The 24,966-nt window shown below is 58.4% G+C and carries 25 protein-coding genes; 13 read left to right on the top strand and 12 right to left on the bottom strand.

The genetic code is table 11. The features are described 5' to 3' along the window. Positions 1 to 9 precede the first annotated feature (9 nt). A complete protein-coding gene (menC, locus tag AB4Y89_RS05660) occupies positions 10 to 1,119 on the top strand; it encodes an o-succinylbenzoate synthase (protein ID WP_442299937.1) in 1,110 nt (369 codons plus the stop codon). A 308-nt stretch (positions 1,120 to 1,427) separates the two neighbouring features. On the opposite strand, the gene AB4Y89_RS05655 is transcribed toward menC, so the two are convergent. After that, entirely contained in the window at positions 1,428 to 2,267 is an 840-nt protein-coding gene (locus AB4Y89_RS05655; protein ID WP_442299936.1) for a hypothetical protein, read from the bottom strand. Positions 2,268 to 2,380: 113 nt separating this feature from the next. On the opposite strand from AB4Y89_RS05655, the gene AB4Y89_RS05650 reads away from it, so the two are divergent. The 3 genes from AB4Y89_RS05650 to AB4Y89_RS05640 all read left to right on the top strand — a co-directional run bounded on the left by AB4Y89_RS05650 (position 2,381) and on the right by AB4Y89_RS05640 (position 4,213). Continuing rightward, the gene (locus AB4Y89_RS05650; protein ID WP_442299935.1) at positions 2,381 to 2,773 is read left to right on the top strand and encodes a bactofilin family protein; all 393 of its coding nucleotides are present in this window, start codon (positions 2,381 to 2,383) and stop codon (positions 2,771 to 2,773) included. 72 nt (positions 2,774 to 2,845) lie between these two features. After that, entirely contained in the window at positions 2,846 to 3,427 is a 582-nt protein-coding gene (locus AB4Y89_RS05645; RefSeq protein ID WP_442300316.1) for a class I SAM-dependent methyltransferase, read from the top strand. A gap of 69 nt (positions 3,428 to 3,496) precedes the next feature. Beyond that, complete coding sequence (locus tag AB4Y89_RS05640; RefSeq protein WP_442299934.1) at positions 3,497 to 4,213, top strand: metal-dependent hydrolase; 717 nt, start codon at positions 3,497 to 3,499, stop codon at positions 4,211 to 4,213. Positions 4,214 to 4,265: 52 nt separating this feature from the next. On the opposite strand, the gene AB4Y89_RS05635 is transcribed toward AB4Y89_RS05640, so the two are convergent. The 3 genes from AB4Y89_RS05635 to AB4Y89_RS05625 all read right to left on the bottom strand — a co-directional run bounded on the left by AB4Y89_RS05635 (position 4,266) and on the right by AB4Y89_RS05625 (position 7,304). Continuing rightward, positions 4,266 to 4,520: a hypothetical protein gene (locus tag AB4Y89_RS05635; protein WP_442299933.1), complete on the bottom strand. Its 255-nt coding sequence runs from the start codon at positions 4,518 to 4,520 to the stop codon at positions 4,266 to 4,268. Positions 4,521 to 4,666: 146 nt separating this feature from the next. Continuing rightward, positions 4,667 to 7,027 (bottom strand): APC family permease, encoded by a 2,361-nt coding sequence (locus tag AB4Y89_RS05630; protein ID WP_442299932.1) that lies wholly within the window; start codon positions 7,025 to 7,027, stop codon positions 4,667 to 4,669. Positions 7,028 to 7,139: 112 nt separating this feature from the next. Continuing rightward, positions 7,140 to 7,304: a hypothetical protein gene (locus tag AB4Y89_RS05625; protein ID WP_442299931.1), complete on the bottom strand. Its 165-nt coding sequence runs from the start codon at positions 7,302 to 7,304 to the stop codon at positions 7,140 to 7,142. A 43-nt stretch (positions 7,305 to 7,347) separates the two neighbouring features. Here AB4Y89_RS05625 and lnt point away from each other — a divergent pair, with 43 nt between their 5' ends. From lnt to AB4Y89_RS05595, 6 genes are all read left to right on the top strand, one after another. Beyond that, complete coding sequence (gene lnt / locus AB4Y89_RS05620) at positions 7,348 to 8,973, top strand: apolipoprotein N-acyltransferase (protein ID WP_442299930.1); 1,626 nt, start codon at positions 7,348 to 7,350, stop codon at positions 8,971 to 8,973. Between the two features lie 4 nt (positions 8,974 to 8,977). After that, positions 8,978 to 10,118, top strand: a protein-coding gene (gene prfB, locus AB4Y89_RS05615; protein ID WP_442299929.1) for a peptide chain release factor 2 whose coding sequence is annotated in 2 segments (ribosomal slippage) — positions 8,978 to 9,046 and positions 9,048 to 10,118 — 1,140 coding nt in all. Because the reading frame shifts where the segments join, the coding sequence is not laid out codon by codon here. Positions 10,119 to 10,219: 101 nt separating this feature from the next. Next, positions 10,220 to 10,720 carry a DinB family protein gene (locus tag AB4Y89_RS05610; protein WP_442299928.1) on the top strand — a complete coding sequence of 167 codons (501 nt, stop codon included), beginning with the start codon at positions 10,220 to 10,222 and terminating at the stop codon, positions 10,718 to 10,720. Between the two features lie 13 nt (positions 10,721 to 10,733). Beyond that, positions 10,734 to 11,144 carry a CoA-binding protein gene (locus tag AB4Y89_RS05605; RefSeq protein ID WP_442299927.1) on the top strand — a complete coding sequence of 137 codons (411 nt, stop codon included), beginning with the start codon at positions 10,734 to 10,736 and terminating at the stop codon, positions 11,142 to 11,144. 31 nt (positions 11,145 to 11,175) lie between these two features. Continuing rightward, a complete protein-coding gene (locus AB4Y89_RS05600; RefSeq protein ID WP_442299926.1) occupies positions 11,176 to 13,284 on the top strand; it encodes a protein-disulfide reductase DsbD family protein in 2,109 nt (702 codons plus the stop codon). Continuing rightward, the gene (locus tag AB4Y89_RS05595) at positions 13,281 to 13,670 is read left to right on the top strand and encodes a YybH family protein (protein ID WP_442299925.1); all 390 of its coding nucleotides are present in this window, start codon (positions 13,281 to 13,283) and stop codon (positions 13,668 to 13,670) included. The genes AB4Y89_RS05600 and AB4Y89_RS05595 overlap by 4 nt, the downstream gene beginning before the upstream one ends. A 128-nt stretch (positions 13,671 to 13,798) precedes the next feature. On the opposite strand, the gene AB4Y89_RS05590 is transcribed toward AB4Y89_RS05595, so the two are convergent. The 8 genes from AB4Y89_RS05590 to AB4Y89_RS05555 all read right to left on the bottom strand — a co-directional run bounded on the left by AB4Y89_RS05590 (position 13,799) and on the right by AB4Y89_RS05555 (position 19,864). Further along, on the bottom strand, positions 13,799 to 14,566 hold the full coding sequence (locus AB4Y89_RS05590; RefSeq protein WP_442299924.1) for an SDR family NAD(P)-dependent oxidoreductase: 768 nt from the start codon (positions 14,564 to 14,566) through the stop codon (positions 13,799 to 13,801). Between the two features lie 16 nt (positions 14,567 to 14,582). Further along, the gene (gene tadA / locus AB4Y89_RS05585; protein ID WP_442299923.1) at positions 14,583 to 15,035 is read right to left on the bottom strand and encodes a tRNA adenosine(34) deaminase TadA; all 453 of its coding nucleotides are present in this window, start codon (positions 15,033 to 15,035) and stop codon (positions 14,583 to 14,585) included. A 13-nt stretch (positions 15,036 to 15,048) separates the two neighbouring features. Further along, positions 15,049 to 15,651, bottom strand: a complete 603-nt coding sequence (locus tag AB4Y89_RS05580; protein ID WP_442299922.1) for a cytochrome P460 family protein — start codon at positions 15,649 to 15,651, stop codon at positions 15,049 to 15,051. A gap of 86 nt (positions 15,652 to 15,737) precedes the next feature. After that, positions 15,738 to 16,367, bottom strand: coding sequence for a phospholipase D-like domain-containing protein (locus tag AB4Y89_RS05575; RefSeq protein WP_442299921.1), 630 nt, complete (start codon positions 16,365 to 16,367; stop codon positions 15,738 to 15,740). Between the two features lie 373 nt (positions 16,368 to 16,740). After that, entirely contained in the window at positions 16,741 to 17,343 is a 603-nt protein-coding gene (locus AB4Y89_RS05570) for an HD domain-containing protein (protein WP_442299920.1), read from the bottom strand. A gap of 19 nt (positions 17,344 to 17,362) precedes the next feature. After that, positions 17,363 to 18,412 carry an agmatine deiminase family protein gene (locus AB4Y89_RS05565; protein WP_442299919.1) on the bottom strand — a complete coding sequence of 350 codons (1,050 nt, stop codon included), beginning with the start codon at positions 18,410 to 18,412 and terminating at the stop codon, positions 17,363 to 17,365. Between the two features lie 24 nt (positions 18,413 to 18,436). After that, on the bottom strand, positions 18,437 to 18,658 hold the full coding sequence (locus AB4Y89_RS05560) for a hypothetical protein (RefSeq protein WP_442299918.1): 222 nt from the start codon (positions 18,656 to 18,658) through the stop codon (positions 18,437 to 18,439). 294 nt (positions 18,659 to 18,952) lie between these two features. Then, entirely contained in the window at positions 18,953 to 19,864 is a 912-nt protein-coding gene (locus AB4Y89_RS05555) for a carbon-nitrogen hydrolase (protein WP_442299917.1), read from the bottom strand. 175 nt (positions 19,865 to 20,039) lie between these two features. On the opposite strand from AB4Y89_RS05555, the gene AB4Y89_RS05550 reads away from it, so the two are divergent. The 3 genes from AB4Y89_RS05550 to mqo all read left to right on the top strand — a co-directional run bounded on the left by AB4Y89_RS05550 (position 20,040) and on the right by mqo (position 24,802). Then, the gene (locus tag AB4Y89_RS05550; protein ID WP_442299916.1) at positions 20,040 to 21,470 is read left to right on the top strand and encodes a glutamine synthetase family protein; all 1,431 of its coding nucleotides are present in this window, start codon (positions 20,040 to 20,042) and stop codon (positions 21,468 to 21,470) included. 230 nt (positions 21,471 to 21,700) lie between these two features. After that, on the top strand, positions 21,701 to 23,119 hold the full coding sequence (locus tag AB4Y89_RS05545; RefSeq protein ID WP_442299915.1) for an NADP-dependent isocitrate dehydrogenase: 1,419 nt from the start codon (positions 21,701 to 21,703) through the stop codon (positions 23,117 to 23,119). 189 nt (positions 23,120 to 23,308) lie between these two features. Further along, positions 23,309 to 24,802 (top strand): malate dehydrogenase (quinone), encoded by a 1,494-nt coding sequence (mqo, locus tag AB4Y89_RS05540; RefSeq protein WP_442299914.1) that lies wholly within the window; start codon positions 23,309 to 23,311, stop codon positions 24,800 to 24,802. Positions 24,803 to 24,966 lie beyond the last annotated feature (164 nt).

Here is a 24,966-nt window from a genome sequence, read left to right as displayed (position 1 = left end):
GAGAGACGAATGAAGATTGATGCCATAGTGTTGCGCGAGATCCAGATGCCTCTGGCTCACCCGTTTGAAACCAGCTTCGGGCTGACTACGATGCGTCGCATCATGCTCGTAGAGCTGCAGGCCGAGGGAGCAACGGCCTGGAGCGAATGCGTCGCCGGAGAGCACCCTTACTTCTCAGACGAGATGATCGATACAGCCTGGATCATCGCGAAGACGGAGCTGGCGCCCCGACTGGTAGGCGTTGAGATCGAAAACGGCGGTAAAGTGCCCGATCTGTTGAAGCAGGTTCGCGGACACCGCATGGCGAAGGCATCTCTGGAAAACGCCGTGTGGGAGCTGGAATCGATTCTGAAGAAGGTTCCTCTGGCCCAGCTGCTTGGCGGCGTGCGCGAGAAGATTCCCTGCGGTGTCTCCATCGGTATTCAGCCCACGCCTGAGAAGCTGATGGAAAAGATCGAGACGGAGCTCGCCGCAGGCTATCAGCGTATCAAGCTCAAATGTAAGCCGGGCTGGGACGTAGAGATCTTCGAGATGGTTCGCAAGCGCTGGCCGGAAATCCTGCTGAGCTGCGATGCGAACTCGGCTTACCGGGTGAAAGATTCCGATCACATCGCCGCATGGGACCGTTTCAACCTGCTCATGATCGAGCAGCCGCTTTGGTACGACGACTTCTACTTCCACTCAAAACTGCAGTCACGCCTGAAGACACGCATCTGCCTGGATGAGTCCATTCGCAACCGGCGCGATGCCCTGGCGGCTATCGACATGGGAAGCTGCGGCATTATCAACATCAAGGTCGGGCGTGTGGGCGGTTTCAGCGAAGCGATTGCAGTCCACAACGTCGCGGCGGAGCGAGGGATTCCGGTGTGGTGCGGCGGTATGCTTGAGACCGGCATTGGCCGCGCACAGAACATCGCATTGTCGTCGCTGGAGAACTTCCGGCTTCCGGGTGATGTAAGCGCCTCCAAGCGTTATTGGGCAGAAGACATCATCGAGCCGGCAGTCGAAGTAAGCAGCACTGGTGAGATCGTAGTGCCGACAACGCCGGGCCGCGGCTTTGAGGTGAAGGCCGACCTCATCCGAAAGCTTACCGTCCGCGAAGAACGAATCACGAAATAGCTAGGACGTATCGACAAATTCGAGATATCCCATGCATCGGGTGCCCCATGTCCGGGGTCCCCAACGAACTTGTTCGTTGGGGTGGTGTCCCTCGGGGACATGGGCCCGGTCTTCACTATCCCGAGTACTCATCCGACCTTTCCTGCATCATCGTCTGAAAGATCAAAATACGGTCTCGCGAAGCGCGATACCCCACCCTTCGCGATAAAACCGCGAAGAATGGGGCAACGAGACTCTACTCCTTCCGAATTTGTCGATACACCCTAGGAACACGCTTTGTAGGCTGGCCTCCCACTCTTGCGGCGGCTCTATGGTCGCAGGGGAGCGGTAAGAAGCACCTTGATGGCGTCCTGCCAGGAGAGTGCTTTGGGCATCGGCGTCACATTTGTTGCCTCAAACAGCGACTTCACCCTGACGGTATGTACCAACACTTCACGCACCGTGATGTCCATGGTGAGCCGGCTGTAGGTCCAGAGCCCGTTGCCAAAATCGCGCTGATCGAGCTCGAGGTTGCCGCCCGCATAGATCTTTGCGATCAGGCCCCATCCGAGGTTGGCATCGCGAAAGATATGGCCCTCCATGCGCATCATGTGATGGCTCTGCGAATCGATCCAGATGCGGCCCTCAAGGGAGCCAAGGGCGGCCTGGGCCATGCCGGACGGATGAAAAGCCGGGTTCGGGTGGAAGTCCAAAACGACTTGCTGCGGCGACCGCCCTGCCAGTTGCGGTTGACCTGGGACGTAGGTCCAGAGCATTGCATCCGGCATGAGTTTGATCAGTTCCGTGGTCAACGAAATATTCGATCGGTCCCGTTTGTGGTGTTTCAAAAAGCCGCTGGGGTCTTCCAGGGTGGCATTGAGACGTGCACACTCAGCCTCGTTCTCTTCCTTGGTGAGGGCACGGCCTTCCTTGCTGACAAGACGTGCGACCGCGCCTTCTTTGGCTTCAATGGTGTCGCGTACCACGTCGCCGCGTTCATCAACGCGGCGTGAAAGATATCGCAGGTATAAGTTGTCGCGGGCGACGACGGGAAGTTCGGTGTTGACGGTGGTGACGACCCAGTCCCGTGGCGCCTGCGAGAGGTCTGCCGTCTGCGCGGAGACCGGCAGTGTGATGGCCGTCAAAAGCGTAAAGAGTAGAGCGCGCACCTTTTGAAGTAGACGCTCAGCTTATCAGGAAAGTTTTGCGGTTTGCCGGATAACCTTTGGTCGGATAGACTTCGGGCAAGTCCCACATGTTTCAAAAGGAGAGATTTCCGGATATGAGCCTTTTGGGTGCCGGTACGCTGATTGGCCGTTCTCTGGTCATTCGCGGCGAAGTCAGCGGAAGCGAAGATCTGTACGTGGATGGATCCATCGAAGGAACGGTTACCCTGTCCGCAGGCCGGTTGACGGTTGGGCCAAACGCCAGGCTCAAGGCGGATGTGCAGGCGCCCGAAGTCGCTGTGATGGGTGAACTTAACGGCAATTTGCGCTCCGAGGGAAAGGTGGAGCTACGCGACAAATCAACCACGAGGGGCGATATTCTTGCCGTCCGTCTGGCGGTGGAAGAGGGCGCCGTCTTACGTGGCCATGTAGACCTGCGTGGACCTGAGGAGAAGGCTGAAGATGCCGCTCCTGTTGTGGAAGAGTCCTCGCTGTTTCAGCATAAGTAACCAGGAGTCGGGATCAGCACTGTGTTGCGAGGTTTCTTTGGCGGAAGCGAACAGGCGAGTGGGCCTCGCGGAGTGGTTGCACGTCATTCCAGCGGCTGGACTCATGTTCTTAAACAGTTAAAAGCGAGCGAGGGATTGCGCGTCCTCGATATCGGCGCGACCTCATCGGGAAACATCAATTTCCTTACCGGTCTTGGACATGGCGTTTATATGGCCGACCTGGCAGAGGAGGCCGCAAAGCCGCATTGGATGTTGCCCGCTACTGAAAGTGAAGGGGCGCGCTTCGATGTGGATCGTTTCATGGCGGAGAACTTCGATTTCGCCGGACGCACCTTCGATATCGTGCTGCTGTGGGATGTTGCGGATTATCTTCCTGAGTCACTGCTAAAAGCGGTGATCGCCCGGCTGCATGAGGTGCTCAATCCCGGTGGGCTGGTCCTGGCGTTTTTCCATACGAAAAAGGAAGACAGCGACACCAGTTTCTACCGGTATCACCTGACCGAAAACGAAATGATCAATATGCAGCGCATAGCCGATCGCAAACTGCTGCAGGTGTGGACCAACCGCCAGGTGGAGCGCATGTTTGAGAGCTACAACTCCTATAAGTTCTTCCTGGCGAAAGATAATCTTCGGGAAGTAGTCATTAGCCGCTAGGGCTGCATCTTATCCCCAGGTAAATTCAGCCCGAATCGCACAACAGCAAATAGAAAAAGGAAGGTTAGGATGAGCAGACTTGGCGGGGTCACGTTGACGTGGCTTGGACACGCAACGCTACATCTGAAGACAGCCGCAGGGACATCCATCCTGATCGACCCATGGATTGACGGAAATCCTGTCTATCCTTCCGATAAAAAGAAATTCGACAAGGTCGATGTCATGCTGTTGACGCACGGACATTCGGATCACACGGGCTCTGCCCTGGATGTGGCGAAACAGCACAATCCCGCAGTGGTCTGCATGGTGGAACTTGGCGATCTACTCGAGGGACAGGGACTGAAAAGCAGGCAGCTCATCGCAATGAATCTTGGAGGAACGGTACACGTCGACGATCTCGAAATCTCGATGGTGGAAGCGCGCCATTCTTCCAGCTATATGATCGACGGCAAGCCAGTCTATGCCGGCCCCCCGGCAGGTCTAATCGTTAAGCCCGCGAATGGGCCGGTGATTTATTTCGCCGGAGACACTTCGCTTTTTGGCGACATGAAACTCATCAAGGCGCTCTATGCCCCTGAGGTTGCCGTTCTGCCGATTGGCGACTTCTACACGATGGGGCCGAAACACGCCGCAATCGCCGCCGAGTGGATTGGCGCGAAAACTGTGATCCCGATTCACTTCGGTACCTTCCCCGTTCTCCGTGGCAGGCCCGATGCTCTGCGTATGGCACTGGAAGGAAAAGGGATTGACGTGTTGGAACTTACGATTGGAGAACCGACGACATAGAAGTCTTACAGAACACGAAAAAAGCCCCGGAGTGGATCGGGGCTTTTTTTATTTACTTGTCGCTTTCCTTGCGGTGTGCGGCCCAGCGGCGCTTCTGAGCGTCGGCGATTCTCTTGCGAGCCTCAGGCGAAAGAACACGCTTGGAACGCTTGCGAGAGACGCTGGTCTTTGCTGCTGCAGCGGTTGTGCCTTTTGGGCGGCCTGGACGACGGCCGCCCACAGCTGCCGCACCCGCGAGCAGAGTGCGCGCCTGCTGGAGTTTGGCGATCTGTGCATCGATTTCGGCGATAATGCGAGAAACTTCCACGAAATTGCCTCCGTTGAATATGTCCGCGGTTGGGGGATCCAGAATAACTCTGAGCGTGCAAGGATCCGCGGATCAATGAAATTCTTCTAAGTAACAAGGATACCCAGCAGATAATATACCTGCAAATTCTTGAAATTGTACCTCAGTTACTTGGTAGTTGTTGCAGGAGTTGGTTTAGGAGCTTGTAAAGACAGCCCCGGGCCGGCCCCTTCCATCGAGTCGTAACGGGCAGGAGAGCCAAGAGCCTGATGGTGCTGTGTATGTTCGATGCATTCCTGCAGGCCATGCACGACTGCATCGCGATCCTTGGAATATTCCGAGGATAGCCGTGTTAACGCATAAGTCACGATGTCGCTGTGATGCAGATGCTGCATATTGGGACTGCGACGGAGATTCAACCAGAGACGATGAACCAGCTGGACGTCTTCCGCAGGAATGGTGGGTGCATGCGGCCCGATATGGAAGCTTTCCGCCTCGCCCTGCTGCGGCACCACGTAGAACGTGAACTGCCGCTTCGGTTCCGGAAGTGCCTCCCACGCCTGGCCGACGTGATAGGCCTGCTCCTGCGCGGTGAGCTTGCTGGAGAGGCCGGAGACTACTGCGGCGGCTTCCAGTGAGGTAGCCGTCTTGACGATCGCCGCAAAGATGTCGCCGGCCGGAACAACAAGCAGCGAGATATGTTTGCCAAAGCCTTCTGCCACGGAGACTGCCTTGGTAAACAGCATCTGCTCATGCTCAGAGAAAAGCTGTTCACTGGCATCGACATACTCCGGACCGCCCACGCCCATCATACGGGCGGCGAGTACGACGACATCCTGCTCATCAGTATCGGTGCGTGCCAGCGCCCACTTTAAGGCGAAGGGATTTGCCGCGTCACGCATAGTGACCAGAACGCAGCCGGGACGGATCTTCAGCTCTTCCGCGCCAATGTCATCGGAGTGCTCGAGTTGGAAGTGCTCCTTCATCTGGCGCTCTGCCAGTGCATGGCGGCGCTTGTTATCCCGCTCTGAGAGCGAAAAGATGATGAAGAAGACGACGGCGAAGATAATGCCGGAGACGGTCGCGATTGACTTGGTAAAGAGGTTTACGATCGCCGTGGTCAGCAAAACACAGAAGACGCTGATCAGGCCCACCGGGATTTCGGTGCGGCCAATATGCAGATTCAGCGGCACCTTCGCGCCGCGTTCGCCACGGAAACGATAGCGCAGCACCAGCATGGCCAGGGCATTGAAGGTGAACGACCAGATCACGCCGAAGGCATACGCCTCGCCAATCAATATGACGTCGCCGCGCGTGACGACAATTACCAGCAGTTGCATGCCGGTAACCAGATTCACAATGCGGTGACTGGTGCCGAACCTCCTGTGCGGTTTGCGGAACCAGTCGGTGAGAACTCCATCTTCAGCGACGCGCATCAGCACGCCGGTGGAGCCGACGATAGCTGTGTTGACTGCTCCACCGAGGATCAGGAAGCCGACGATCACGACAAAGGCGCGGAAGGCCAGCCGTAAAAACTCCGGGCCGGCCATGTACATCGCCATACCGGCAATAAGGTTGTCACGATAGACGGAGACGCGAACCTCATCCGGAATGATCATGACCGCAAGCATCGATCCGATACCTGTGAAGAGCAGGCTGTAGATGGCGATAACCATCGCCGCGCGCTTCAGGTTCTTGAGCTTGGGGTGCTCGATCTCGCGGTTGACCTGTGCCAGCGACTCTTCGCCGGACATCGCCAGCACGGAGTGGCCGAAGGCCATCAGGATACCGAAGAGGCCAAGGGTCTGGGCGAAGTGAGTGCCTTTGAGGAAGCCGAGCGCGGAGTCAGAGAAATGAAGATTCGACGGCGTGGGCAGCGGTGGAAGATGAGCTCCACGATGGACTGCGGTCAGTGTGCCCCAGGCAAGAAGAAGGATCACCATGACCGTTGTGATCTTCATGATCGTCAGGGCTTTTTCGCTGGACTCTTCGATGCCCTTGATGTTCTGCCACCAAAAATAGATGGTGATGACGACGGCGAAGGCGGCGGAGGCGTAGTTGACGTTTAGTTGAGGCGCCGCCCACGTGGGCCAGTGATATTTCTCAACACATAATCTGGCCAGGTCATTCAACATGCCGACGATGTACTGGCCGGCAGAGACGCCTGAGATCGGTCCGGTCAGCACGTAGTCGAACATCAGTGCTGAGACCGAAACCTTGGCGAAGGTGGAGCCGAGGGCCTCCTTCACGATGCGGTAGACGCCGCCTCGAGTAAACATCGAACAGCTCTCGACGTAGACCGAGCGCACCGCATAGGAGAAGAGCATCACGCCGATGATGAACCATGGCGCAGATTTGCCGACAGCCTCTTCTGAGATGCCTCCGGCGTAGAAGGCCGACGATCCAAGGTCGTTCAGAACGATGGCGGCGGCTCGCCAGAAGGAAATGAAGGTGAGCATAACCGAGGAGGCTACGACGAGCCGAACTCGGTTCGGTTGCGGAACGGTGACCGTGGGTTTAGAGGCCATCTTGTATGGTCGCGCCTTTTGAGGACTTTACGATCCGTCGCTCAACGAAACTGACGCCCATCGAAGAGTCTAGACCTGTGGTTGGGCAAGGTCAATGGGTGGAACGGTATCGCTATAGCTCCGCCTCGTTCGGTTCCTCATCAGGAGTGAAGACTTCCAGCAGATCGTGCGCCGAACTGATGACGACAACGAAGACTGAACCGACAAGGCCGAAGAAGAACATCGGCACCAACAGATGCGAAAGTCCGTGAATGAACAGGTCGACCACGAACATCATTGTACGCCTGTGTGGTTGTTAGACTTTTCCGAGCGGAGGATGCATGCAGGCAGTTTCGGGAAAGAGATGGGCGCTCACGCTTGTGTCCGGAGTATTACAGGTGCTCATCTTCCCAATGGCGGGTCCGGTGCCTGCGTGGCGAGCGGTGTTGTGCTGGCTGGCGCTGATTCCACTACTGGTAGCGTTGCTCGAAGCGAAACCTCTGAGGACGAGAGAGTTTGCGCTCCTCGGTTATGCCTGTGGCATTCTTTGGTACCTGGGGAGCTGTTACTGGGTCATGCCGACGATGTACCTCTACGGCGGTATGAGTAAACCCGCCGGCTTCGGCATTCTGCTGCTCTTTGCACTTTACCTGGGGCTCTATCACGCACTCTTCGCCATTCTGATTGGCCTTCTGCGTCGTTTCTGGAGCGCCGGCTACGTACTTCTTGCCTCGCCATTTGTCTGGGTAGCGGTAGAGCTGGCGCGAGCCCGTGTTACAAGCTTTCCCTGGGACCAGTTAGGTGTTGCACAAGTAGACAATCCYTTGCTCACTCTGCTTGGGCCATGGGGAGGAGTCTATGCGATGAGCTTCGTCATCGCGGTAGTGAATGCGTTGGTGGCGTCCCGCTGGGTGGGTGAACGACGCTCCTGGAGGCTCGCTGGCGTCGGGCTCTCAACCGCAGTTGTTTTGCAGATCGGCGGATGGGCGAAAGATTCATCCAATCTGCACAACCCTGAGTCGCTTCCTCAGGCGAGGCATACCGCCGTATTGTTGCAGGGAAATCTTTCCGAGTCAGGTCCCGATGCGCCGCGTAATGAAGATGTGAGCGCGTTACTTGCTGCATTTGCGCGGCAATCGCTGCAGCCGCAAGGGAGTGCGCGGAGCATTCCTCCTCAAATTATTGTCTGGCCCGAATCGCCTGCGCCCTTTACGACCAACGATCCTCAGTTCCGCCAGATAATCGGCGAGATGACGAAGACCGCAGGTAGCGCAGCGATTATCGGCGCTGAAGGCGTCGAGCTCGATAGTGGATCGTCCAGCGGCTATAAGGCATATAACTCAGCGGCGCTCTTTGCTACCGATGGAAGCTATCGCGGTCATTACGACAAAGTTCATCTCGTTCCGTTCGGAGAGTATCTTCCGTTTCCGTCGCTCTTTCAGTTTGCCGGTGGACTTGTCGCTGAGGTTGGGCGATCTGATCCTGGACACTTCCGTACGGTCTTTCGTCCTGATGGCCATGGCTATGGCACGTTTATCTGCTACGAGTCGATCTTCGCGGATGAAGTTCGGCAGTTCGTGAAGGGGGGCGCCGAGGTGCTGGTCAATATCTCCAATGACGGGTGGTACGGAGACAGCAGCGCCCCGTGGCAACACCTGAACATGGCCCGGATGCGGGCCATTGAGAATCGCCGGTGGCTGCTGCGCGATACCAACACGGGTGTGACAGGCGCCATTGATCCCTACGGCCACCTTCGCGAACAGGCCCCGCGGCACATACGAACGGCAGTTGCCGTAGGCTTCGATTATGCGGACGAGATGACCTTCTATACGCGATTTGGCGATGTGTTCGCCTACGGGTGTTCTCTGGTGGTGATTACTTTGCTTGGATATGGGGCGTTAAGGGTGAAGCAAACCAACTCCGGCGCAATCCCCTCCGGCGCAACCGCCCCCGGCGCATTAGAATAACGGCATGCTTGCTGATCTAGAGTTTGCTTACTCCCCGGTGCGTGAGAAGGTGCGCGACCTGCGGGAGTATCTTTGACGCCGCGCGTCTGCGGCGGGAACTGTCTGACATTGAAGAAAAAGTAGCCGATCCGGCGGTCTGGGCCGATGCGGCGAAGTCACAGCCGCTGATGCGCGAGCGCAAGCGGCTTGAAGGATTGCTGGCCGATGATGAGGCGCTGGGCCGCCGTTCCGACGATATCGGGGCCTACTTCGAACTGGCCAAGGAAGGCGGCGAAGAGGCGTCGTTGCTTGCCGACCTGGAGCGCGAGATCGACAGCCTGAGCGACTTTGCCGAAAAGCTCGAGACCAAGACCCTGCTGGGCGGCGAGACCGATCCTCTGAATGCGATCGTCACTGTCCATCCAGGCGCCGGCGGTACTGAGAGCCAGGACTGGGCGGAGATGCTGCTGCGCATGTATCTGCGCTGGGCAGAGCGGCAGGGCTTCAAGACCGAGATCAACGAACTGCAGGATGGTGATGAGGCCGGCATCAAGTCCGCGACTTTTACCCTGACGGGCGAATACGCCTTCGGCCTGCTGAGCGGAGAGACGGGTGTCCATCGCCTGGTGCGTATCTCTCCCTTCGATTCGGCAAAGCGCCGCCACACCTCGTTTGCCAGCGTCTTCGTCTCGCCGGAGATCGATGACTCGATCGTTATTGACATCAAGCCGGACGAGATTCGCACGGACACCTACCGCTCCGGCGGCAAGGGCGGCCAGCACGTCAATACGACCGACTCGGCTGTGCGCATCACGCACATTCCTACTGGAATCGTGGCCGCCTGCCAGAACGAGCGTTCGCAGCATAAGAACCGCGAAAAGGCGATGAAGATGCTGCGGTCACGGTTGTATGAGTTCGAGCTGGAGAAAAAAAAGGCGGCGAGCAAGAAGCTTGAAGACTCCAAGCTGGATATCAACTTCGGCTCACAGATCCGGAACTACGTGTTGCAGCCTTACCGCATAGCCAAGGATCTGCGTACGCGTGTGGAGACTGGCGACGTGGACTCGGTGCTGGATGGCGATCTGGAAATCTTTATTGCGGGTTATTTGAAGATGCGCCGCGAGGGAGGCATCCCCGCGCCGATTACGGACGACGACGATCTGTAGAGCGTGTAAAAGCGAAGGGTCTGCGTTGCGCAGGCCCTTCACTTTTGCCACCAGGAAAATCTGAAGCACCCGGGTAAGGTTTCACGCATCCAACACTCACCATGGCGACTGTGAATCCGGACACTGTGAATGCGGACAAGGACCTCCGGAAACAGCTTCTGGCGCTTCTAAAAGAAGCACAGGCACACGCAACCTTTGACGATGCCGTTGCGGACTTTCCTGCGGCGAAACGCGGTGTCGTCCCGGAGGGGCTACCGTACTCCGCCTGGCAGTTACTGGAACATCTGCGGATCGCGCAGCGGGACATCCTCGATTTCAGCACCAATGAAGACGGCCACTACGAGGAACTGAAGTGGCCGGATGGTTACTGGCCGAAAGAGGCCGAGCCGGCCTCGACGAAGGCCTGGGATGAGAGCATTGCCGCGATCAAACGAGATCTGGGTGAGTTCGAGAAGCTGGTCGAAAAAGGCGATCTGCATACGCCGTTTAAGTGGGGGCAGGGACAGAACCTTCTGCGGGAGGTGCTACTGGTCACAGATCACTCCGCATACCATGTGGGCGAGCTGATTATGCTGCGGCGGCTGCTGGGAGTCTGGAAGTGACAGGAGAGCGGAGATGAACGAGCCAGAGGTCCTGCGCGGCATGCTTGAGGCGAAGACGATTGCGGTCGTCGGCTTGAGTGACAATTCGACGAAGCCTAGCCACTATGTCTCCGAGTACATGCAGCGAGCCGGTTTCCGGATCCTGCCGGTGAACCCCGGTATCCAGTCTGTTCTCGGGGAGAAGAGCTACGCGAGCCTGACTGACCTGGTAGCGTCCGAGGGCAAACCGGACATCGTGAACGTCTTTCGTGTCCCCAGCTTCATCCCCGGTATCGTCGACGAGATGCTGGAGCTCGGATTGACGAACCTGTGGGTACAGCAGGGAATCGTGCATCTTGATGCCGCAGGAAAGGCTGAGGAGGGCGGAATCCGGGTGGTTATGGACCGCTGCATCATGGTAGAGCACCGGCGGCGCGCTACGTAACCCTTCTCGTTTCGGGAGAGTCCTACAATAGATGAATATGAAATGGCTCGGCCGGTTGCTCGCCTTATGGGCGGTGGTGTGCGCGTCTGGATACGCGCAGATTGAGCCCGTGGGCGATGGTAAGACCCCTGGGCCGTTGAAAGCACAGCATCTTACGGTGGAGCTGGTCACCCAGCACCCCTATGTCTATGCGGGCGGCGAGTTCAACGCCGGTCTGATTTTCACGCTTGAGGAGGGCTGGCATGTCTACTGGCTTAATGCCGGAGATTCCGGCGAGCCTCCGCATGCGAAGTGGACCATGCCGGCCGGCATCGCCGCCACCGATCTGAAGTTCCCCGTTCCGCAGCGGCTGCCCCTGGGACCGCTGATGGACTTCGGCTACGAGGAGGGCGTGACCTTTCCCTTCACGCTGAAGGCGACGGAGAAAGCGAAGCCGGGAAAGGCTCACATCGAAGCAAAGGTGGACTGGTTGGTCTGCGCACAGGTCTGCCTTCCGGGGAAGGCCGTTCTCGGCATGGATCTGGACGTTCTGCCGGCTAAGCCCGCCGAGGAGAAGAGCGATGAGGCGCCGGTAGGAGCGATCGGTTCGGCGCTGAAGAGCCTGCCGACGCCATTGCCGGATGGCGCGAAGGTCGCCGTGAATGCGACACCAACGGAGTTGCTGGTCACGTTGCGTTCGCCCGACAAAGGCGAGGTTTGGGAGTTTTATCCCTTCGACCAGGAGCAGATCAAAAACGCCGCAACCCAGCGGTTGGAGAGTTTCCCCGGCGGCGTGCGCATTCATCTGGCAAAGGCCGAGGAGCTCACGAAGAATCCGGCGGAGCTGCATGGCCTCATCAAGCTCGATGACGGTTGGGGCTACGAGTTCCGCGCACCGGTAAGCACGGCGGCAGCGGCGGCGGTTCCAGCTGGTTCCACAGCGAATGGCGGAGCTGGTGCGGAGATCTGGGGCTTTCTCGGGCTGGCATTTCTGGGCGGCATCGTCCTGAATCTGATGCCGTGCGTCTTCCCGGTACTGTTCCTGAAGGCTCTGGCCCTGGTGCAGAGCGCAGGCGAGGAACGGAAGCGGCAGCGCTCGCACGGTGTGGCGTATACCGCCGGTATCGTCGTTTCGTTCTGGGCGATCGTGGCGCTCCTGCTATTGCTGCGCGCGGGTGGAAGTCAGCTCGGCTGGGGCTTCCAGTTGCAGTCGCCAGGGTTCGTCGCGCTACTTGCGGCCTTCCTCTTCCTCTTTGGCCTGTCTCTGGCTGGGATGTTCGATATCGGCCTGTCGCTGACGAGTGTCGGCGGAGGTCTGGCAGCAAAGCAGGGATATACGGGAAGCTTCTTCACCGGCGTTCTGGCAACGATCGTAGCTACGCCGTGCACCGCTCCGTTGATGGGCGCGGCCATCGGATTTGCTCTGGCGCAGCCTGCCTGGGTCACCTTCGCAATCTTTACCGCGGTAGCGCTGGGACTGGCTCTGCCGTACATGCTGCTGAGCCTGCAGCCTGCCTGGACGCGGATTCTGCCGCGGCCAGGAGCCTGGATGGAGACGCTGAAGGAGTTCACGTCGCTCTTCCTCTTTGGCACCGTGGTCTGGCTGGTCTGGGTCTTCGGCCGTCTGTTTGGTGAGGACGGTGTGGATCGCGCCGTGCGTCTGCTCGCCGGCCTGTTGTTGATTGCCGTTGCCGGCTGGGCCATGCGCCGCTGGCAGGGCAAGTGGCTTGGCGTCGCCATTGCCGTGCTGCTGATTATTGGCGGTGTAGCGATTCCTCTTACTGGCCAGAAGGCTGCGGAAGAGGAGAAGGCTCGCTGGGCTCCCTGGAGCGATGCCGCCGTACAGCAGGCTCATACTGAGGGCAAGGCGGTCTTTGTGGACTACACTGCGGCCTGGTGCCTTAGCTGCCAGGTGAATGAGCGCGTTGCATTGAACTCTGACGAAGTGCAGGCTCGCTTCAAGAAGGGCAATGTGGTCCTGATGAAGGCGGACTGGACCAAGTACGATCCCGCCATTACGGAAGCATTGCATGCAGTGGGACGCAGCGGTGTTCCAACGTATGTGATCTATCCTGCGGGCGGCGCAGCAAAGCCCGATGTTTTGCCGGAACTGTTGAGCAAGAGCATTGTGATCGACGCCCTGGATAAGGACCTGAAATGAGCCCAAACAAGAGCGCAGATGAGCTGGCGATACGGCAGGTGGTCGCCGACTGGATCCAATTCACAGTGGAAGAGCGGGTCGAGGAACTGATGGACCTGATGACTGATGACATGCTCTTTCTGACAACGAAGTTTCCGCCGATGACCAAAGCCGAGTTCGAGAAGGGAACCCGCGAGATGGTCGGTAAGGCGCGGATTGTTCCCCGGGCCGAGATCAAAGAGGTTCAGGTTGAAGGAAATTTCGGCTGGCTATGGCAGGAATTGACCGTGAACGTCGTCGTGGAAGGCAAAGAGCCGATGGTTATGAAGGGCAGGACCATGGGCATCTATCGCAGATGCGAGGACGGCAAGTGGCGTCTGATGCGTGATGCGAACATGATGCCGTAGTCACAGGCCTCAGGGCCAACTTTTTGTCTGCCATTTCGCAGTAACCGTCCCCGAGGGGAAACATCCCAACGAACAAGTTCGTCGGGGGTTCCGTGCAGGGGGCACCCGGTGTCTTCACTCCTCATGTCCTACTGCTCGTGATAGTCCACCATCAGGCCGCCGTCGACCACATACGTGCTGCCGGTGATATAGCCTGCTTCGTCTGAAGCGAGAAACGCAGCCAGAGCTGCGACATCGTCGGTCGTCCCCAGGCGGTTGAGGGGGATGTTCCGCAACAGCGCTTCCAGCTTGGGTTTGTCTGCGAGCAGGGAGTGATTGATCGGTGTGACGATCGCTCCAGGCGCAATGTTGTTGATCGTGATATTGAGCGGGCCAAGCTCTACCGCAAGATTACGGGTGAGCATGCGCAGGCCGCCTTTACTGGCGCAGTATGTCGAGAAATGAGGAAAGGCCATGTCTTCGTGGACGGAGGAGATGTTAATGATCCGTCCGGGCCTTTTTGCGTCTCGCAGGCGGCGGACTAAGGCCTGTGTCGTAAAGAAGACGCCCTTGAGATTAACGTCGAGCACCTTGTCGTAGTCTTCCTCGGTGACATCCCAGAAGTCGGCGCCCTTTTCGACGCCGGCGTTATTCACCAGAATGTCGCATCCGCCGAAATGCGCCCAGGTCTCCTCGATCAGATTTCGGGTATCGGAGACCGTTGCCATGTCGGCGTGGACGACGAATGCGCGGCCACCGGCCTGCTCGATCTGCGACTGCGTCGCCTCGGCGCCTTCGGCATTTCCGCTGTAGTTGATAACGACTGCCGCTCCTTCCGCAGCCAGGCGGATGGCAATATCCTGCCCGATACCCGAGGAAGAACCGGTGACGATGGCGACTTTGTTCTGAAGACGCATGTACCTGCCTTGGATGCTATCTTCGCGTTTTAAAGAAGCTGCGCAAAATTTCGCCACACTCCTCTGCCAATAGGCCCGATATCACATCGACACGATGATTGAGTTGAGGGTGGTTCATGACAGAGAGAACGGAACCGCATGCTCCTGCCTTGGGATCGGGTGCAGCATAGACCAGCCGGGCGATGCGTGCATGCAGAATGGCGCCGGCGCACATGGCGCAGGGTTCCAGGGTGACGTAGAGCGTGCATCCGCTCAGGCGATAGTTGGAGAGCGCTCTGCCCGCTTCGCGCAGGGCAACGATCTCAGCATGAGCAGTCGGGTCCTGGTCGCGCAGAACGCGGTTCTGTCCGCGTCCGACGATCTCTCCCGCTGGGGAAACGACAACGCAGCCGATGGGGACTTCGCCGCCCAGCTCCGCAGCACGGGCCTCTTCGATGGCTGCATTCAGATAGTCGAGATCCTCTGGCACAGCTTATGTTGTACTACTTCGTCGGCTCCGGAGCGGGAGTCTCGCTTAGATACTCCTTGCTCAGAGTCTTCTTCTCGGTGGCGAGGGGCAGAAGTGTGGGGTAGAACTGCACGAAGGTAGTGTCTACGGCTCCGTGGGCTTGGTGGCAGGTATAGCAGCTTGCTGTTTGCGGAACGCGCGATGCCGGCGCTCCTCCGGGCTTACCGCCGACGTAGAAAGCCCACTCGTTCTTGTCCTTCAGGTGGACCTCGATGTTCCGTACGCTGGTGCTTTGGGTATGTCCGCTCTTGTTGATGGAGACCGGGTTCTCTGCCGTGCGGACCTCGAGGACAAGCATCGTCTTGTCGGGCCACGTGCCGGTCTGCAGAAAACTGCGATAGGCACTTGGATTGACGAAGACGTTATCGAAGATGGAGTGAGCCGCGGGCGCCGCGGTAGCACTGGTGGGCTGCGTATAGGTCATGTCAATGCCGGAGGTCAGATAGATCCATTCACGGTAGTTGACCGGCATCACCAGCTTGCCCTCCGCGGTATAGGCGGGTACGTCTGTGGGAGCAATGGTCTGGGCGCCTGCGGTGAGCAGAAGACTGGAAGCAAGAACAGCACGGCGGAGCATGGCACGGTCTCCAGAACAAAGATTTCGATTGCGGTATGCCCGGATGATACGGGACATACCGCAGATTTGTTCCAGATTTTCGTTGGTTAAGGTTGTGCCGGAAGGGATTCGTTGTCAGGCCGTGACCACAACGTATTGAAGTTGGCCTGGAAGTGCTGGATGCTGGCGCCGTCGCGAAGGATGATGAGGTCGTTATCCTGGCGCTTTTCCCCTGTAGGCGAGAAGTTGGCTGAACCGGTACGAACAAACCGTCCATCGACACAGTAGGCCTTCAGGTGCATGAGCGTGCGAGAGTGCTTCACCAGCACCTGCACATTCGCCGTATGCGCCAACCGCAGCAGAGCAGAGTTGGCATCGCCGGTGTCGTCACTGTCCTCATCGCTGTCGGATTTCCGGGCTCGGGAATTTTTGACCTTGTTCGCGCGGGCTAGCTCTCCGTCGGTCTGCGTGTTATCGCGATAGATGCGAATCCGCACGCCACGGTTCGCGGCAGCCACCAGGGCATCCGCAATTGCGAGATCGGTGAGGGCATAGGCATTCATGTCGATGCTTCTGCGCGCCTGTCCAATCAGATCGACGTCCAGGTGTTCGAGATTCTCGGCGGGGGAGTAGTGAATCTCAGCGGGGATGTTCGTCGGAGTAGGCGTGACTCCGGAGAGTTGTGCGCAGCCTGTGAGAAGAACGAGAGGGAGAAATAGCGTGCAACGGGCATTCATGCTTCGACGAGTGTATTGCTTTGTGAGGGTATCGGCTGAGGAAAAGCGGAACTGGGTCCGAGCGTTTTGCCTCATTCCCTCAGCGACTGAAGCCGCTTTCTTTGAGCCGTCCCCTTAACCACCCCAGCCAGCTGAGCCGGCTGGGGACCCCGGAGCAATACATTCGCGCTACGCGCGAACAGGATACAAGTCGGATGCAACGAAGTTGATGGCTACTCTTTTAGAGTAGTCACGTGAGTTGGAATATCGAGCTCCGCTCGATCCGTTTTGCTTAAGGGCATGGCTTCAGCCATGCCATACCGGAGGCGAAGAAAATGCGGCTTCAGCCGCTGAGGTAAGGTCTCTCTCGCTGATTCTTCCCGATGACGGCCTCTTAAAAAAGGTTCTCGCCGGCCTCTTCGTTCAGATGCATCAGGAACTTCGTGAGTGTGCGGATGCGGGGCTCTGCAAGTTCCTTCGCGCGTGGAAGGCGCAGCTTTCCGGGAAGCGTCTCGAGCGTTTTCTGCAGCGAATCGCGAGTGTTGGTGAAGGTGATGAAGCGTGTATCCGATCCCAGCTTGGCGAGCGTGCGGGTAATGCCGATGGCGCCGAGTTGCTCCAGGATGTCGGCATCGCGCGCGATCGTCGCCTCCAATGTCCGTGGCTCATCATGCGGTTGATGAGTGCGGATCACCTCGAGAACGGCCGCAATCTTCTCTTCAGGAAAACCTGCTTCACGCAGGATCGCGGGCGACTTTTCACAGGTATACACGACGTGATCCCACTTCTTCAGAAGCTCGGGGTCTTCTGGTCGATGACCGACGAAGACCCCGAGATCGTGCAGGAAGCAGGCGGCGAAGACAACATCGTCGTCGTAGTCCAGACCTTCGCCGATCTTGCGCGTCAGCGCATAGAGCCGTGGCTGATGCCCGTACTTGTGCTGCGGCTGGGCATTCACGTGGAGGTAGTCGGTCAGCTTGGCGCGAAAGTCGGGCATCGGGTCTCCGGCGGTAGAGTTAGGCGGGTTCCTGCTGTGTCATGCAGTGCAGCGCACCCAGACCCCAGATGAAGTCGCCGCAGTGGATCCCCACGACTTCGCGATCAGGGAAGCAGTCTGCGAGCGTATTGAGCGCAATGCGATCATTCTTGTCATTGAACGTGGGCACCAGCACCAGGTTGTTCGCGATGTAAAAGTTGGCGTAGCTGGCGGGCAGGCGCTGACCTTCGAAGAGGACCGGCGACGGCATGGGCAATTCAATGATCTGGAAGGGCTCACCCTTCAGATTCCTCGCGCTGCGCAGGCGATCAAGGTTCTCGGCCAATGGAAGATGATTCTCGTCGTGGGTGTTGTGCTCCACGGTGGTGACGATGGTGTTCGTTCCGACAAAGCGGGAGATATCGTCGATGTGGCCATGCGTGTCGTCGCCGGCGCAGCCGCGGTTGAGCCAGACCACCTGCTCGATGCCCAGGTACTCCTGGAAGGCCTGCTCCAGTTGCTCGCGAGAGATGCCAGGGTTGCGCTGCTGCACCTCGGAGAGCAAGCATTCCTCAGTGGTGAGCAGGATGCCCTCACCGTTGGTGTCAATGGAGCCACCCTCAAGCACCAGGCGATGCGTTCCAACGTGGGGTTCGAAGGCCGGCATATCGTAGAGCTCGGCGACCTGTCCCGGGATGCGGTCATCGTTGTGCCAGTTGGGATATTTGGCCCAGGCGTTGAACCTCCAGTTGGTGATGGCAAGTTCGCCCTTCGGGTTCTTCACGAAGATCGGACCGGAATCACGCAGCCAGACACGGTCGGTCTTCCAGAGATGGAAGTGTAGCCGGGCGAGGTTTGCCCCGGCGCGGCGCAGGATGTTACGCGCACGCTTTTCGGCGGCGGTGTCGTTGACCAGGATGTTAACGTCCTCCACCCGCGAGAGGTGACGGACGATCTCGGCATAGACCCAGGGAATTGGCAGGAACTTGTCCGGCCAGTCCTCGGCGTTATGCGGCCAGGCAATCCAGGTCGAGGTATGGGGAGCCCACTCGGCGGGCATGCGGAAGTTCTTTTCGCGGGGTGTTGTCATTCTTTCCTTTTTCAATTCTACGGACTAGCGTGACTCGATCCAGTCCCGGAAATCGTGCAAGACGTCAGGTGTCAGCTCAAGGATTGCTTCGCTCAGTGCTGCGTTCCCTTTGGAAATTGCGAACGCCGCGAGTACATAGACAAGTTGTGACGAATCGAAATTGCGCGAATGTGTTTTACCTGAAATCTCGGACAGTTTCGCGATTGCCCCAAAATAGTCCTCTTTCAGATCGAGAGGTACATCCATAGCGGCTTTCTGGCGGCAAATCTCCACCCATGTCGGGAAGAGAAAAAAATCGATGGGGTTTGCAATGGATCGGACTCTAGTAGCGCAATGACGTGGGGTACAGCGGCAAATGAGGCGTCGTACACATCACCTTGGTGGGCAAGTGAACTCCAAATTGAAAACCAGGGTTCTTCTTGCCCCTCAGACGTTGGAAATGCTCCCAACGCTCCCAGAAGCTGTGGGATGTCGGAAGCATTTCCATATGCGTGTGTCAGGTTCGCCCAGCGCGGACTTTCCAGACTCAACATAGCGGTCCTAGTCGATAAACCGGCTGGTTATGTTGCCGTAGGCGTCGATGCGGCGGTCACGGAGGAAGGGCCAGTGCTGGCGCGTCACCTCGACCAGCTGCGGATCGAGATCGGCGATCAGGATGTCTTCCTCATCGTGTGCAGCCTGCTTCAGGATGCGGCCGAAGGGATCGGCAATGAAGCTGCCGCCCCAGAACTCGAGACCTGCGCCTTCGGGTCCCTTGATGCCGTTGACGTCGCCCTGTTCGTGCCCTACGCGGTTCACTGAGCAGACGAAGACGCCGTTCGCGATAGCATGGGCGCGCTGAATGGTCTGCCAGGCATCGTACTGTGCCGTACCGAACTCTTCCTTCTCGCTGGGATGCCAGCCAATGGCGGTGGGGTAGAAGAGGATGTTCGCTCCCTGCAGCGCGGTGATGCGGGCGCCCTCCGGATACCACTGGTCCCAGCAGACCAGCGTGCCGATATGCCCGGCGGAGGTCTTCATGGCCTTGAAACCCAAATCTCCCGGAGTGAAGTAGAACTTTTCGTAGTAGAGCGGGTCATCCGGGATATGCATCTTGCGGTAGATGTCCTGAATGTTGTGTTCGGCCGTCGAGGCCGGGTCCAGGATGGCAGCGGTGTTGTGATACAGACCGGGAGCGCGGCGCTCGAAGAGCGAGGCCACGATAGTGACCTTGTGTTCGCGGACGATGGCCGACAGGCGCTCTGTCGAGGGGCCGGGGATCGATTCGGCGATAGAAAACAGGGCGTGGTCTTCACGCTGACAGAAGTACTGGGCGCGGAAAAGCTCCGGCAGGCAGATCAGCTGGGCGCCTTCTCTGGCGGCTTCAACAACGAGCGAGGCGGCCTTCTCGAGGTTGGCATCGGTGGAGGCGACGCAGGACATCTGGATCAGTGCGGTACGGGTCGACTTCATAGCTCCCTCCAGTTTCTCAGATTCGAGCGAAAGGACTATAAATCGAGTCTTGATTTCTGATAGCTTTGAAGCGAGGACGGGCCACGACGCCCGGCCTTCAGGGTTTCTCCCAACACAATTCACGCTTTACCTGCGGCGGCTGTGGCCGTTGGCGCAGGAGACTAGAAGGAGTCGTATGTCCGGCGAATACCGTGATTTTCTGGAGCTCAGCTACGCGGAGCTCGAAGACCTGAACCTCGCAGCCAAAGAGCAGCGCAAGAAGCGCGTGGCGGCCGACGTTATTCAGGAAGAGCGTCTGAAGTATCTGACCGATGAAAAGCGCATCAAGGCTGTCACCGTGGTCTTCAGCGATCTGGAAGGCCGCCTGCACACGCTGGATTATGACAAGAAGTTCCTGGTTAAGAGCTACGACAACCTGACCTTCGACGGTTCGTCGATCCGCGGCTTTACCGCGCAGCGTGAGTCCGATCTCCGCCTTGGCATTGACTGGAGCGCCTTCTACTGGACCCCGGCCGACATCTTCGGGCCAGGCAAGGTCATCGTCTTCGGTGAAGTGATCGACAAGAACGGCGGCACCTACTCCGCCGACCTGCGCGGCGTGCTGAAGGCCTTCGCGAAGGAACAGTTCCAGAAGAACGGCTACACCCTGAACGCCGCCAACGAGATCGAGGGCTTCCTCTTCGAGGGCGTGGACGCAGAGCGCGCCTTCCACCAGACCGGCAAGTTCGAGTACGTCAACCAGGGCGGCTACTACCACTCGCTGCCCGGCGATCCGCTGCGTGAGTTCATCGATACCACCGCCGAGGTTCAGCGTGCGATGGGCTTCGAGAACGAGAAGGACCACCCCGAGGTTGCGCCTTCGCAGTTCGAGATCAACTACACCTACGGCGAAGTCGTTGCAGCCGCCGACCAGATCCAGCTCTACAAGCTGATCTGCCGCCAGGTCGCTACCCAGATGGGCATGACGGCCAGCTTCCTGCCCAAGCCGGTGACCGGCGTCAACGGCAGCGGCATGCACACCAACATCTCCATCACCAAGGGCGGCAAGAACCTGTTCTGGGATCCAAAGGGACAGGAGAAGATCTCGGCCATGGCGTGGAAGTTCGTTGACCGCATCCTCACCCACGGCAACGACATCTGCCTTCTGCTGAATGCCAGCGTGAACTCCTATCGCCGTCTTGATCCGCACTTCGAAGCTCCGAACCAGATCAAGGCTTCGGCGACCGACCGCGGATCGATGGTCCGTATCCCGATCGGCAACGAGAAGTCGGCCCGCGTCGAGGTTCGTTCGGTGGGACCGGATGCCAACCCCTACGCCGTGCTGCTCTCCTGCTTCAAGACCGGCCTTGAGGGCGACATCTCGAAGATCAAGAACCTTCGTCAGGCCGAGCGTTACCTGCCGGACAACATCTACACGGCGCTCGACAACTTCCGTAATGCGGAGTGGACCAGCACCCTGCTGGGCGAGGATGTGAAGGCCCGCTATGCGGACCTGAAACAGGCTGCGGCCGATCGTTGCCCGCGCCTGCTGGGCACCATCGTGAAGAGCAGCGAAGTGCAGTTCCACCACGACGTGTACAACCAGCTTCTGTGGGGCCAGTTCTAAAACTGCCGCAGATCAGACAGAGACGCCCGGCTTCGGCCGGGCGTCTTCTTTGTTTGTCATTTCGTAGCGACCGAAGGGAGCGGAGAAATCTGCTTCTCGCCCCATCGTTTCTGTAGGCTCTCTGGCTCTGGCAGGTTGCGCGATAATCGAATTCTTTGTGCGAATTTTGCATACCCCTCTTCGCCGGTGATACCTTTGAAGTGCACAAATTTCACCGGAGAATCCTGATCATGCAAGAGAGCTACAACGGTATTGCGGTCCCTAAGGACGGCGAGGCGATTCAGTACGTCGATGGCAAATACATCGTGCCCGACAAGCCCATCATTCCGTTTATCGAGGGTGACGGTACCGGCCGCGATATCTGGAAGGCCTCACAGCGTGTGTTCGATGCAGCCGTAGAGAAGGCATACGGCGGCAAGCGTCAGGTGAAGTGGTATGAGGTTCTGGCCGGTGAGAAGAGCTATCGCCAGACCAGCAACTGGCTGCCCGATGACACCGTGAAGGCGACTGTTGACTACCGCGTCTCAATCAAGGGACCGCTGACGACTCCGGTAGGCGGCGGTATCCGCTCGCTGAACGTGGCTTTGCGTCAGTTGATGGATCTGTATAGCTGCGTCCGTCCGGTGAAGTACTACACTGGTGTGCCCAGCCCGGTGAAGCACCCTGAGAAGTGCAACATCGTGATCTTCCGTGAGAACACCGAGGACATCTACGCCGGCATTGAGTTCCGCGAGGGAACGCCCGAGGCCCAGAAGTTCGTCAGCTTCGTGAACGACGAGATGCTGAAGGGCAGTAAGAAGAAGGTTCGCCTGGATTCAGGCGTAGGCGTGAAGCCCATCTCCATCACCGGTTCCAAGCGCCTGGTGCGCGCGGCCATCGACTACGCCATCAAGAATGGCCTTAAGACGGTCACGCTGGTGCACAAGGGCAACATCCAGAAGTTCACCGAGGGCGCCTTCCGTGAGTGGGGCTACGAGGTCGCCACGCAGGAGTTCCGTGACCAGACTGTCACAGAGCGTGAGAGCTGGATCCTGGGCAACCTGGACGCCAACCCCAATCTCACACCGGAGGAGAACGCTGCCCTGGTCGAGCCGGGCATCGAGTTTGCTCCGAAGGAGTTCGGCGACAGCGTTATTGCCGAGGTCAAGCAGGTACTGGCCGAGATCGGCGCATCGCACGGCGGCGGCAAGTGGAAGTCGAAGATCATGGTGAACGATCGTATCGCCGACTCGATCTTCCAGCAGATCATCATCCGTCCCAGCGACTATCAAGTCCTCGCGACGACGAACCTGAACGGCGACTATATCTCCGACGCTGCCGCGGCGCAGGTCGGCGGTCTGGGCATCGCTCCGGGCGCCAACATCGGTGATGGCTACGCCGTCTTCGAGGCGACCCACGGTACGGCACCGAAGTATGCGGACAAGGACGTCATCAATCCCGGCAGCGTAATGCTCTCTGGCGTGATGATGTTCGACTTTCTGGGTTGGACGGAAGCTGCTCGTCTGATCGAGAACTCCATGGAAGAGACCATCAAGCAGAAGTTCGTGACCTACGACTTCGAGCGTCAGATGGAGGGTGCGACCAAGGTGAAGACCAGTGAGTTCGCCACCCGCATGATCGAGAACATGGACAAGGTCGCCAGCAAGTAAGCTTAAACGTTCTCCGTTAGCTCTGGAGCGTTTCCTCGTGGGAGTACAGTAGGGCTTCTGCATCCTTGGGGCGTTTTCCGCAATGAAAACGTCGTTGTGCGCTCTCCCGGGATATCCAGCAACGAGGAAACGCTCTTAACCGGCGCGCCTTGCAGCAAGCAGGGCGCGCCTTTGTCTTAAGGGATACAAATGTCGATTGAAATTGCCCCGCGGGAGCGGGTAGACGTCGTGTTGATTGGCGCCGGTGTGATGTCGGCGACGCTGGGAACGCTGCTGCGCCAGGTTGATCCATCGCTGTCAATCGTCTGTTTCGAGAGCCTGGACCGCGTGGCGGCCGAGAGCAGCGATGCCTGGAACAACGCCGGCACGGGCCACTCCGCGTTCTGCGAGCTGAACTACACGCCGCAGAAGTCGGACGGCTCAGTAAGCATCTCCAAGGCCATCCAGATCAACCAGCAGTTCCAGGAATCGCTGCAGTTCTGGACGTATCTGGTTGAGCAGGGAAAGATTACCTGCCCGCACGAGTTCATCACCAAGGTGCCTCATCTTAGCTTCGTTACGACGGACAAAAGCGTCAGCTTCCTGCGCAAGCGGTACGAGGCGCTAAGCAAGAACCTGCTCTTCCGCGATATGGAGTACACCGAGGACAAGGCCAAGATCGCTGAGTGGATTCCGCTGATGATGGAGGGCCGCGATATGAGCCGCTCCATGGCTGCCACACGTGTGGATCATGGCACCGATGTCGACTTCGGCGCGCTCACGCGCAAGCTCTTTGCCTATCTGCTCAAGGGTAAGCAATCGCGTCTCTTCCTTCGTCATCGTGTCACCGGCATCGGGAAGGGCAGGGACTGCCGTTGGCATGTGCACGTGAAGAATCTGCAGACCGGTCGCGCAGCCACTGTCTGCGCACGCTTCGTATTCATCGGCGCCGGCGGCGGCGCTCTGCCTCTGCTGCAGGAGGCGGGGATCGACGAAGGCAGCGGTTACGGTGGCTTCCCGGTCAGCGGACAGTGGCTCCGCTGCGTGAATCCTGAGGTGATTGAGCAGCACTCGGCGAAGGTCTACGGCAAGGCATCGGTCGGAGCTCCGCCCATGTCGGTGCCCCACCTCGACATGCGCATGACCGGCGGCAAGAAAGAGCTGCTCTTCGGGCCGTACGCGGGCTTCACGACCAAGTTCCTGAAGCACGGATCGTATCTGGACATGATCAAGTCGGTGAGGCCCAGCAACCTGTATCCGATGATCAAGGCCGGTCTCGATAACGTCGACCTCACCAAGTATCTGGTGAAAGAGGTCATGCAGTCTCCGCAGGACCGCCTGAAGAGCCTGCGCAAGTTCGTTCCCAATGCCCGCCTGGAAGACTGGGAGCTGGCGATCGCAGGACAGCGAGTGCAGATCATCAAGTCGCATGCGGAGAAGGGCGGTGTGCTCGAGTTCGGCACCGAGGTCATTCGTGACAACGAGGGCTCCATTGCGGCACTGCTGGGTGCATCGCCCGGTGCCTCGACCGCGGTCAGTATCATGCTGGGCATGCTGCAGAAGGGGATTACGGTCATCAAGCCGGAGCTGGCGAAGACAAGGCTCGCGGAGCTGATTCCATCGTTCGGCAAGAAGCTCGATCAGGAGCCGGCGTTGCTGGACCAGATCACGGCGCAGGCGCGCACCGCGCTCCGCATCGGATAGAGCATTTTCCCTGTAGGTGTAGTGCGGGCTTGTGCATCTATGGGCGTTTTCCCTCAATGAAAACGCCACTGCACGCCCCTTCCGGGATACCCAGTAACAGGAAAAATGCTCTAAGCGAACCGCAACCCCTTTTGGACTTCAAGGCTTGAGAATGGTAGGGTGTT

It is taken from the genome of Terriglobus sp. 2YAB30_2 (assembly GCF_052114765.1).
Lineage (GTDB): Bacteria > Acidobacteriota > Terriglobia > Terriglobales > Acidobacteriaceae > Terriglobus.
Note: the sequence above shows the minus strand (reverse complement) of the source record. Positions and strands in the feature narration are given on the sequence as shown.

Excerpts from the sequence above, each read along its gene's own strand:
- menC (WP_442299937.1), top strand. The coding sequence starts at position 10 with ATGAAGATTGATGCCATAGTGTTGCGCGAGATCCAGATGCCTCTGGCT.
- AB4Y89_RS05650 (WP_442299935.1), top strand. The coding sequence starts at position 2,381 with ATGAGCCTTTTGGGTGCCGGTACGCTGATTGGCCGTTCTCTGGTCATT.
- AB4Y89_RS05640 (WP_442299934.1), top strand. The coding sequence starts at position 3,497 with ATGAGCAGACTTGGCGGGGTCACGTTGACGTGGCTTGGACACGCAACG.
- AB4Y89_RS05630 (WP_442299932.1), bottom strand. The coding sequence starts at position 7,027 with ATGGCCTCTAAACCCACGGTCACCGTTCCGCAACCGAACCGAGTTCGG.
- AB4Y89_RS05625 (WP_442299931.1), bottom strand. The coding sequence starts at position 7,304 with ATGATGTTCGTGGTCGACCTGTTCATTCACGGACTTTCGCATCTGTTG.
- AB4Y89_RS05610 (WP_442299928.1), top strand. The coding sequence starts at position 10,220 with ATGGCGACTGTGAATCCGGACACTGTGAATGCGGACAAGGACCTCCGG.
- AB4Y89_RS05605 (WP_442299927.1), top strand. The coding sequence starts at position 10,734 with ATGAACGAGCCAGAGGTCCTGCGCGGCATGCTTGAGGCGAAGACGATT.
- AB4Y89_RS05600 (WP_442299926.1), top strand. The coding sequence starts at position 11,176 with ATGAATATGAAATGGCTCGGCCGGTTGCTCGCCTTATGGGCGGTGGTG.
- AB4Y89_RS05595 (WP_442299925.1), top strand. The coding sequence starts at position 13,281 with ATGAGCCCAAACAAGAGCGCAGATGAGCTGGCGATACGGCAGGTGGTC.
- AB4Y89_RS05590 (WP_442299924.1), bottom strand. The coding sequence starts at position 14,566 with ATGCGTCTTCAGAACAAAGTCGCCATCGTCACCGGTTCTTCCTCGGGT.
- AB4Y89_RS05580 (WP_442299922.1), bottom strand. The coding sequence starts at position 15,651 with ATGCTCCGCCGTGCTGTTCTTGCTTCCAGTCTTCTGCTCACCGCAGGC.
- AB4Y89_RS05575 (WP_442299921.1), bottom strand. The coding sequence starts at position 16,367 with ATGAATGCCCGTTGCACGCTATTTCTCCCTCTCGTTCTTCTCACAGGC.
- AB4Y89_RS05570 (WP_442299920.1), bottom strand. The coding sequence starts at position 17,343 with ATGCCCGACTTTCGCGCCAAGCTGACCGACTACCTCCACGTGAATGCC.
- AB4Y89_RS05565 (WP_442299919.1), bottom strand. The coding sequence starts at position 18,412 with ATGACAACACCCCGCGAAAAGAACTTCCGCATGCCCGCCGAGTGGGCT.
- AB4Y89_RS05560 (WP_442299918.1), bottom strand. The coding sequence starts at position 18,658 with ATGGATGTACCTCTCGATCTGAAAGAGGACTATTTTGGGGCAATCGCG.
- AB4Y89_RS05555 (WP_442299917.1), bottom strand. The coding sequence starts at position 19,864 with ATGAAGTCGACCCGTACCGCACTGATCCAGATGTCCTGCGTCGCCTCC.
- AB4Y89_RS05550 (WP_442299916.1), top strand. The coding sequence starts at position 20,040 with ATGTCCGGCGAATACCGTGATTTTCTGGAGCTCAGCTACGCGGAGCTC.
- AB4Y89_RS05545 (WP_442299915.1), top strand. The coding sequence starts at position 21,701 with ATGCAAGAGAGCTACAACGGTATTGCGGTCCCTAAGGACGGCGAGGCG.
- mqo (WP_442299914.1), top strand. The coding sequence starts at position 23,309 with ATGTCGATTGAAATTGCCCCGCGGGAGCGGGTAGACGTCGTGTTGATT.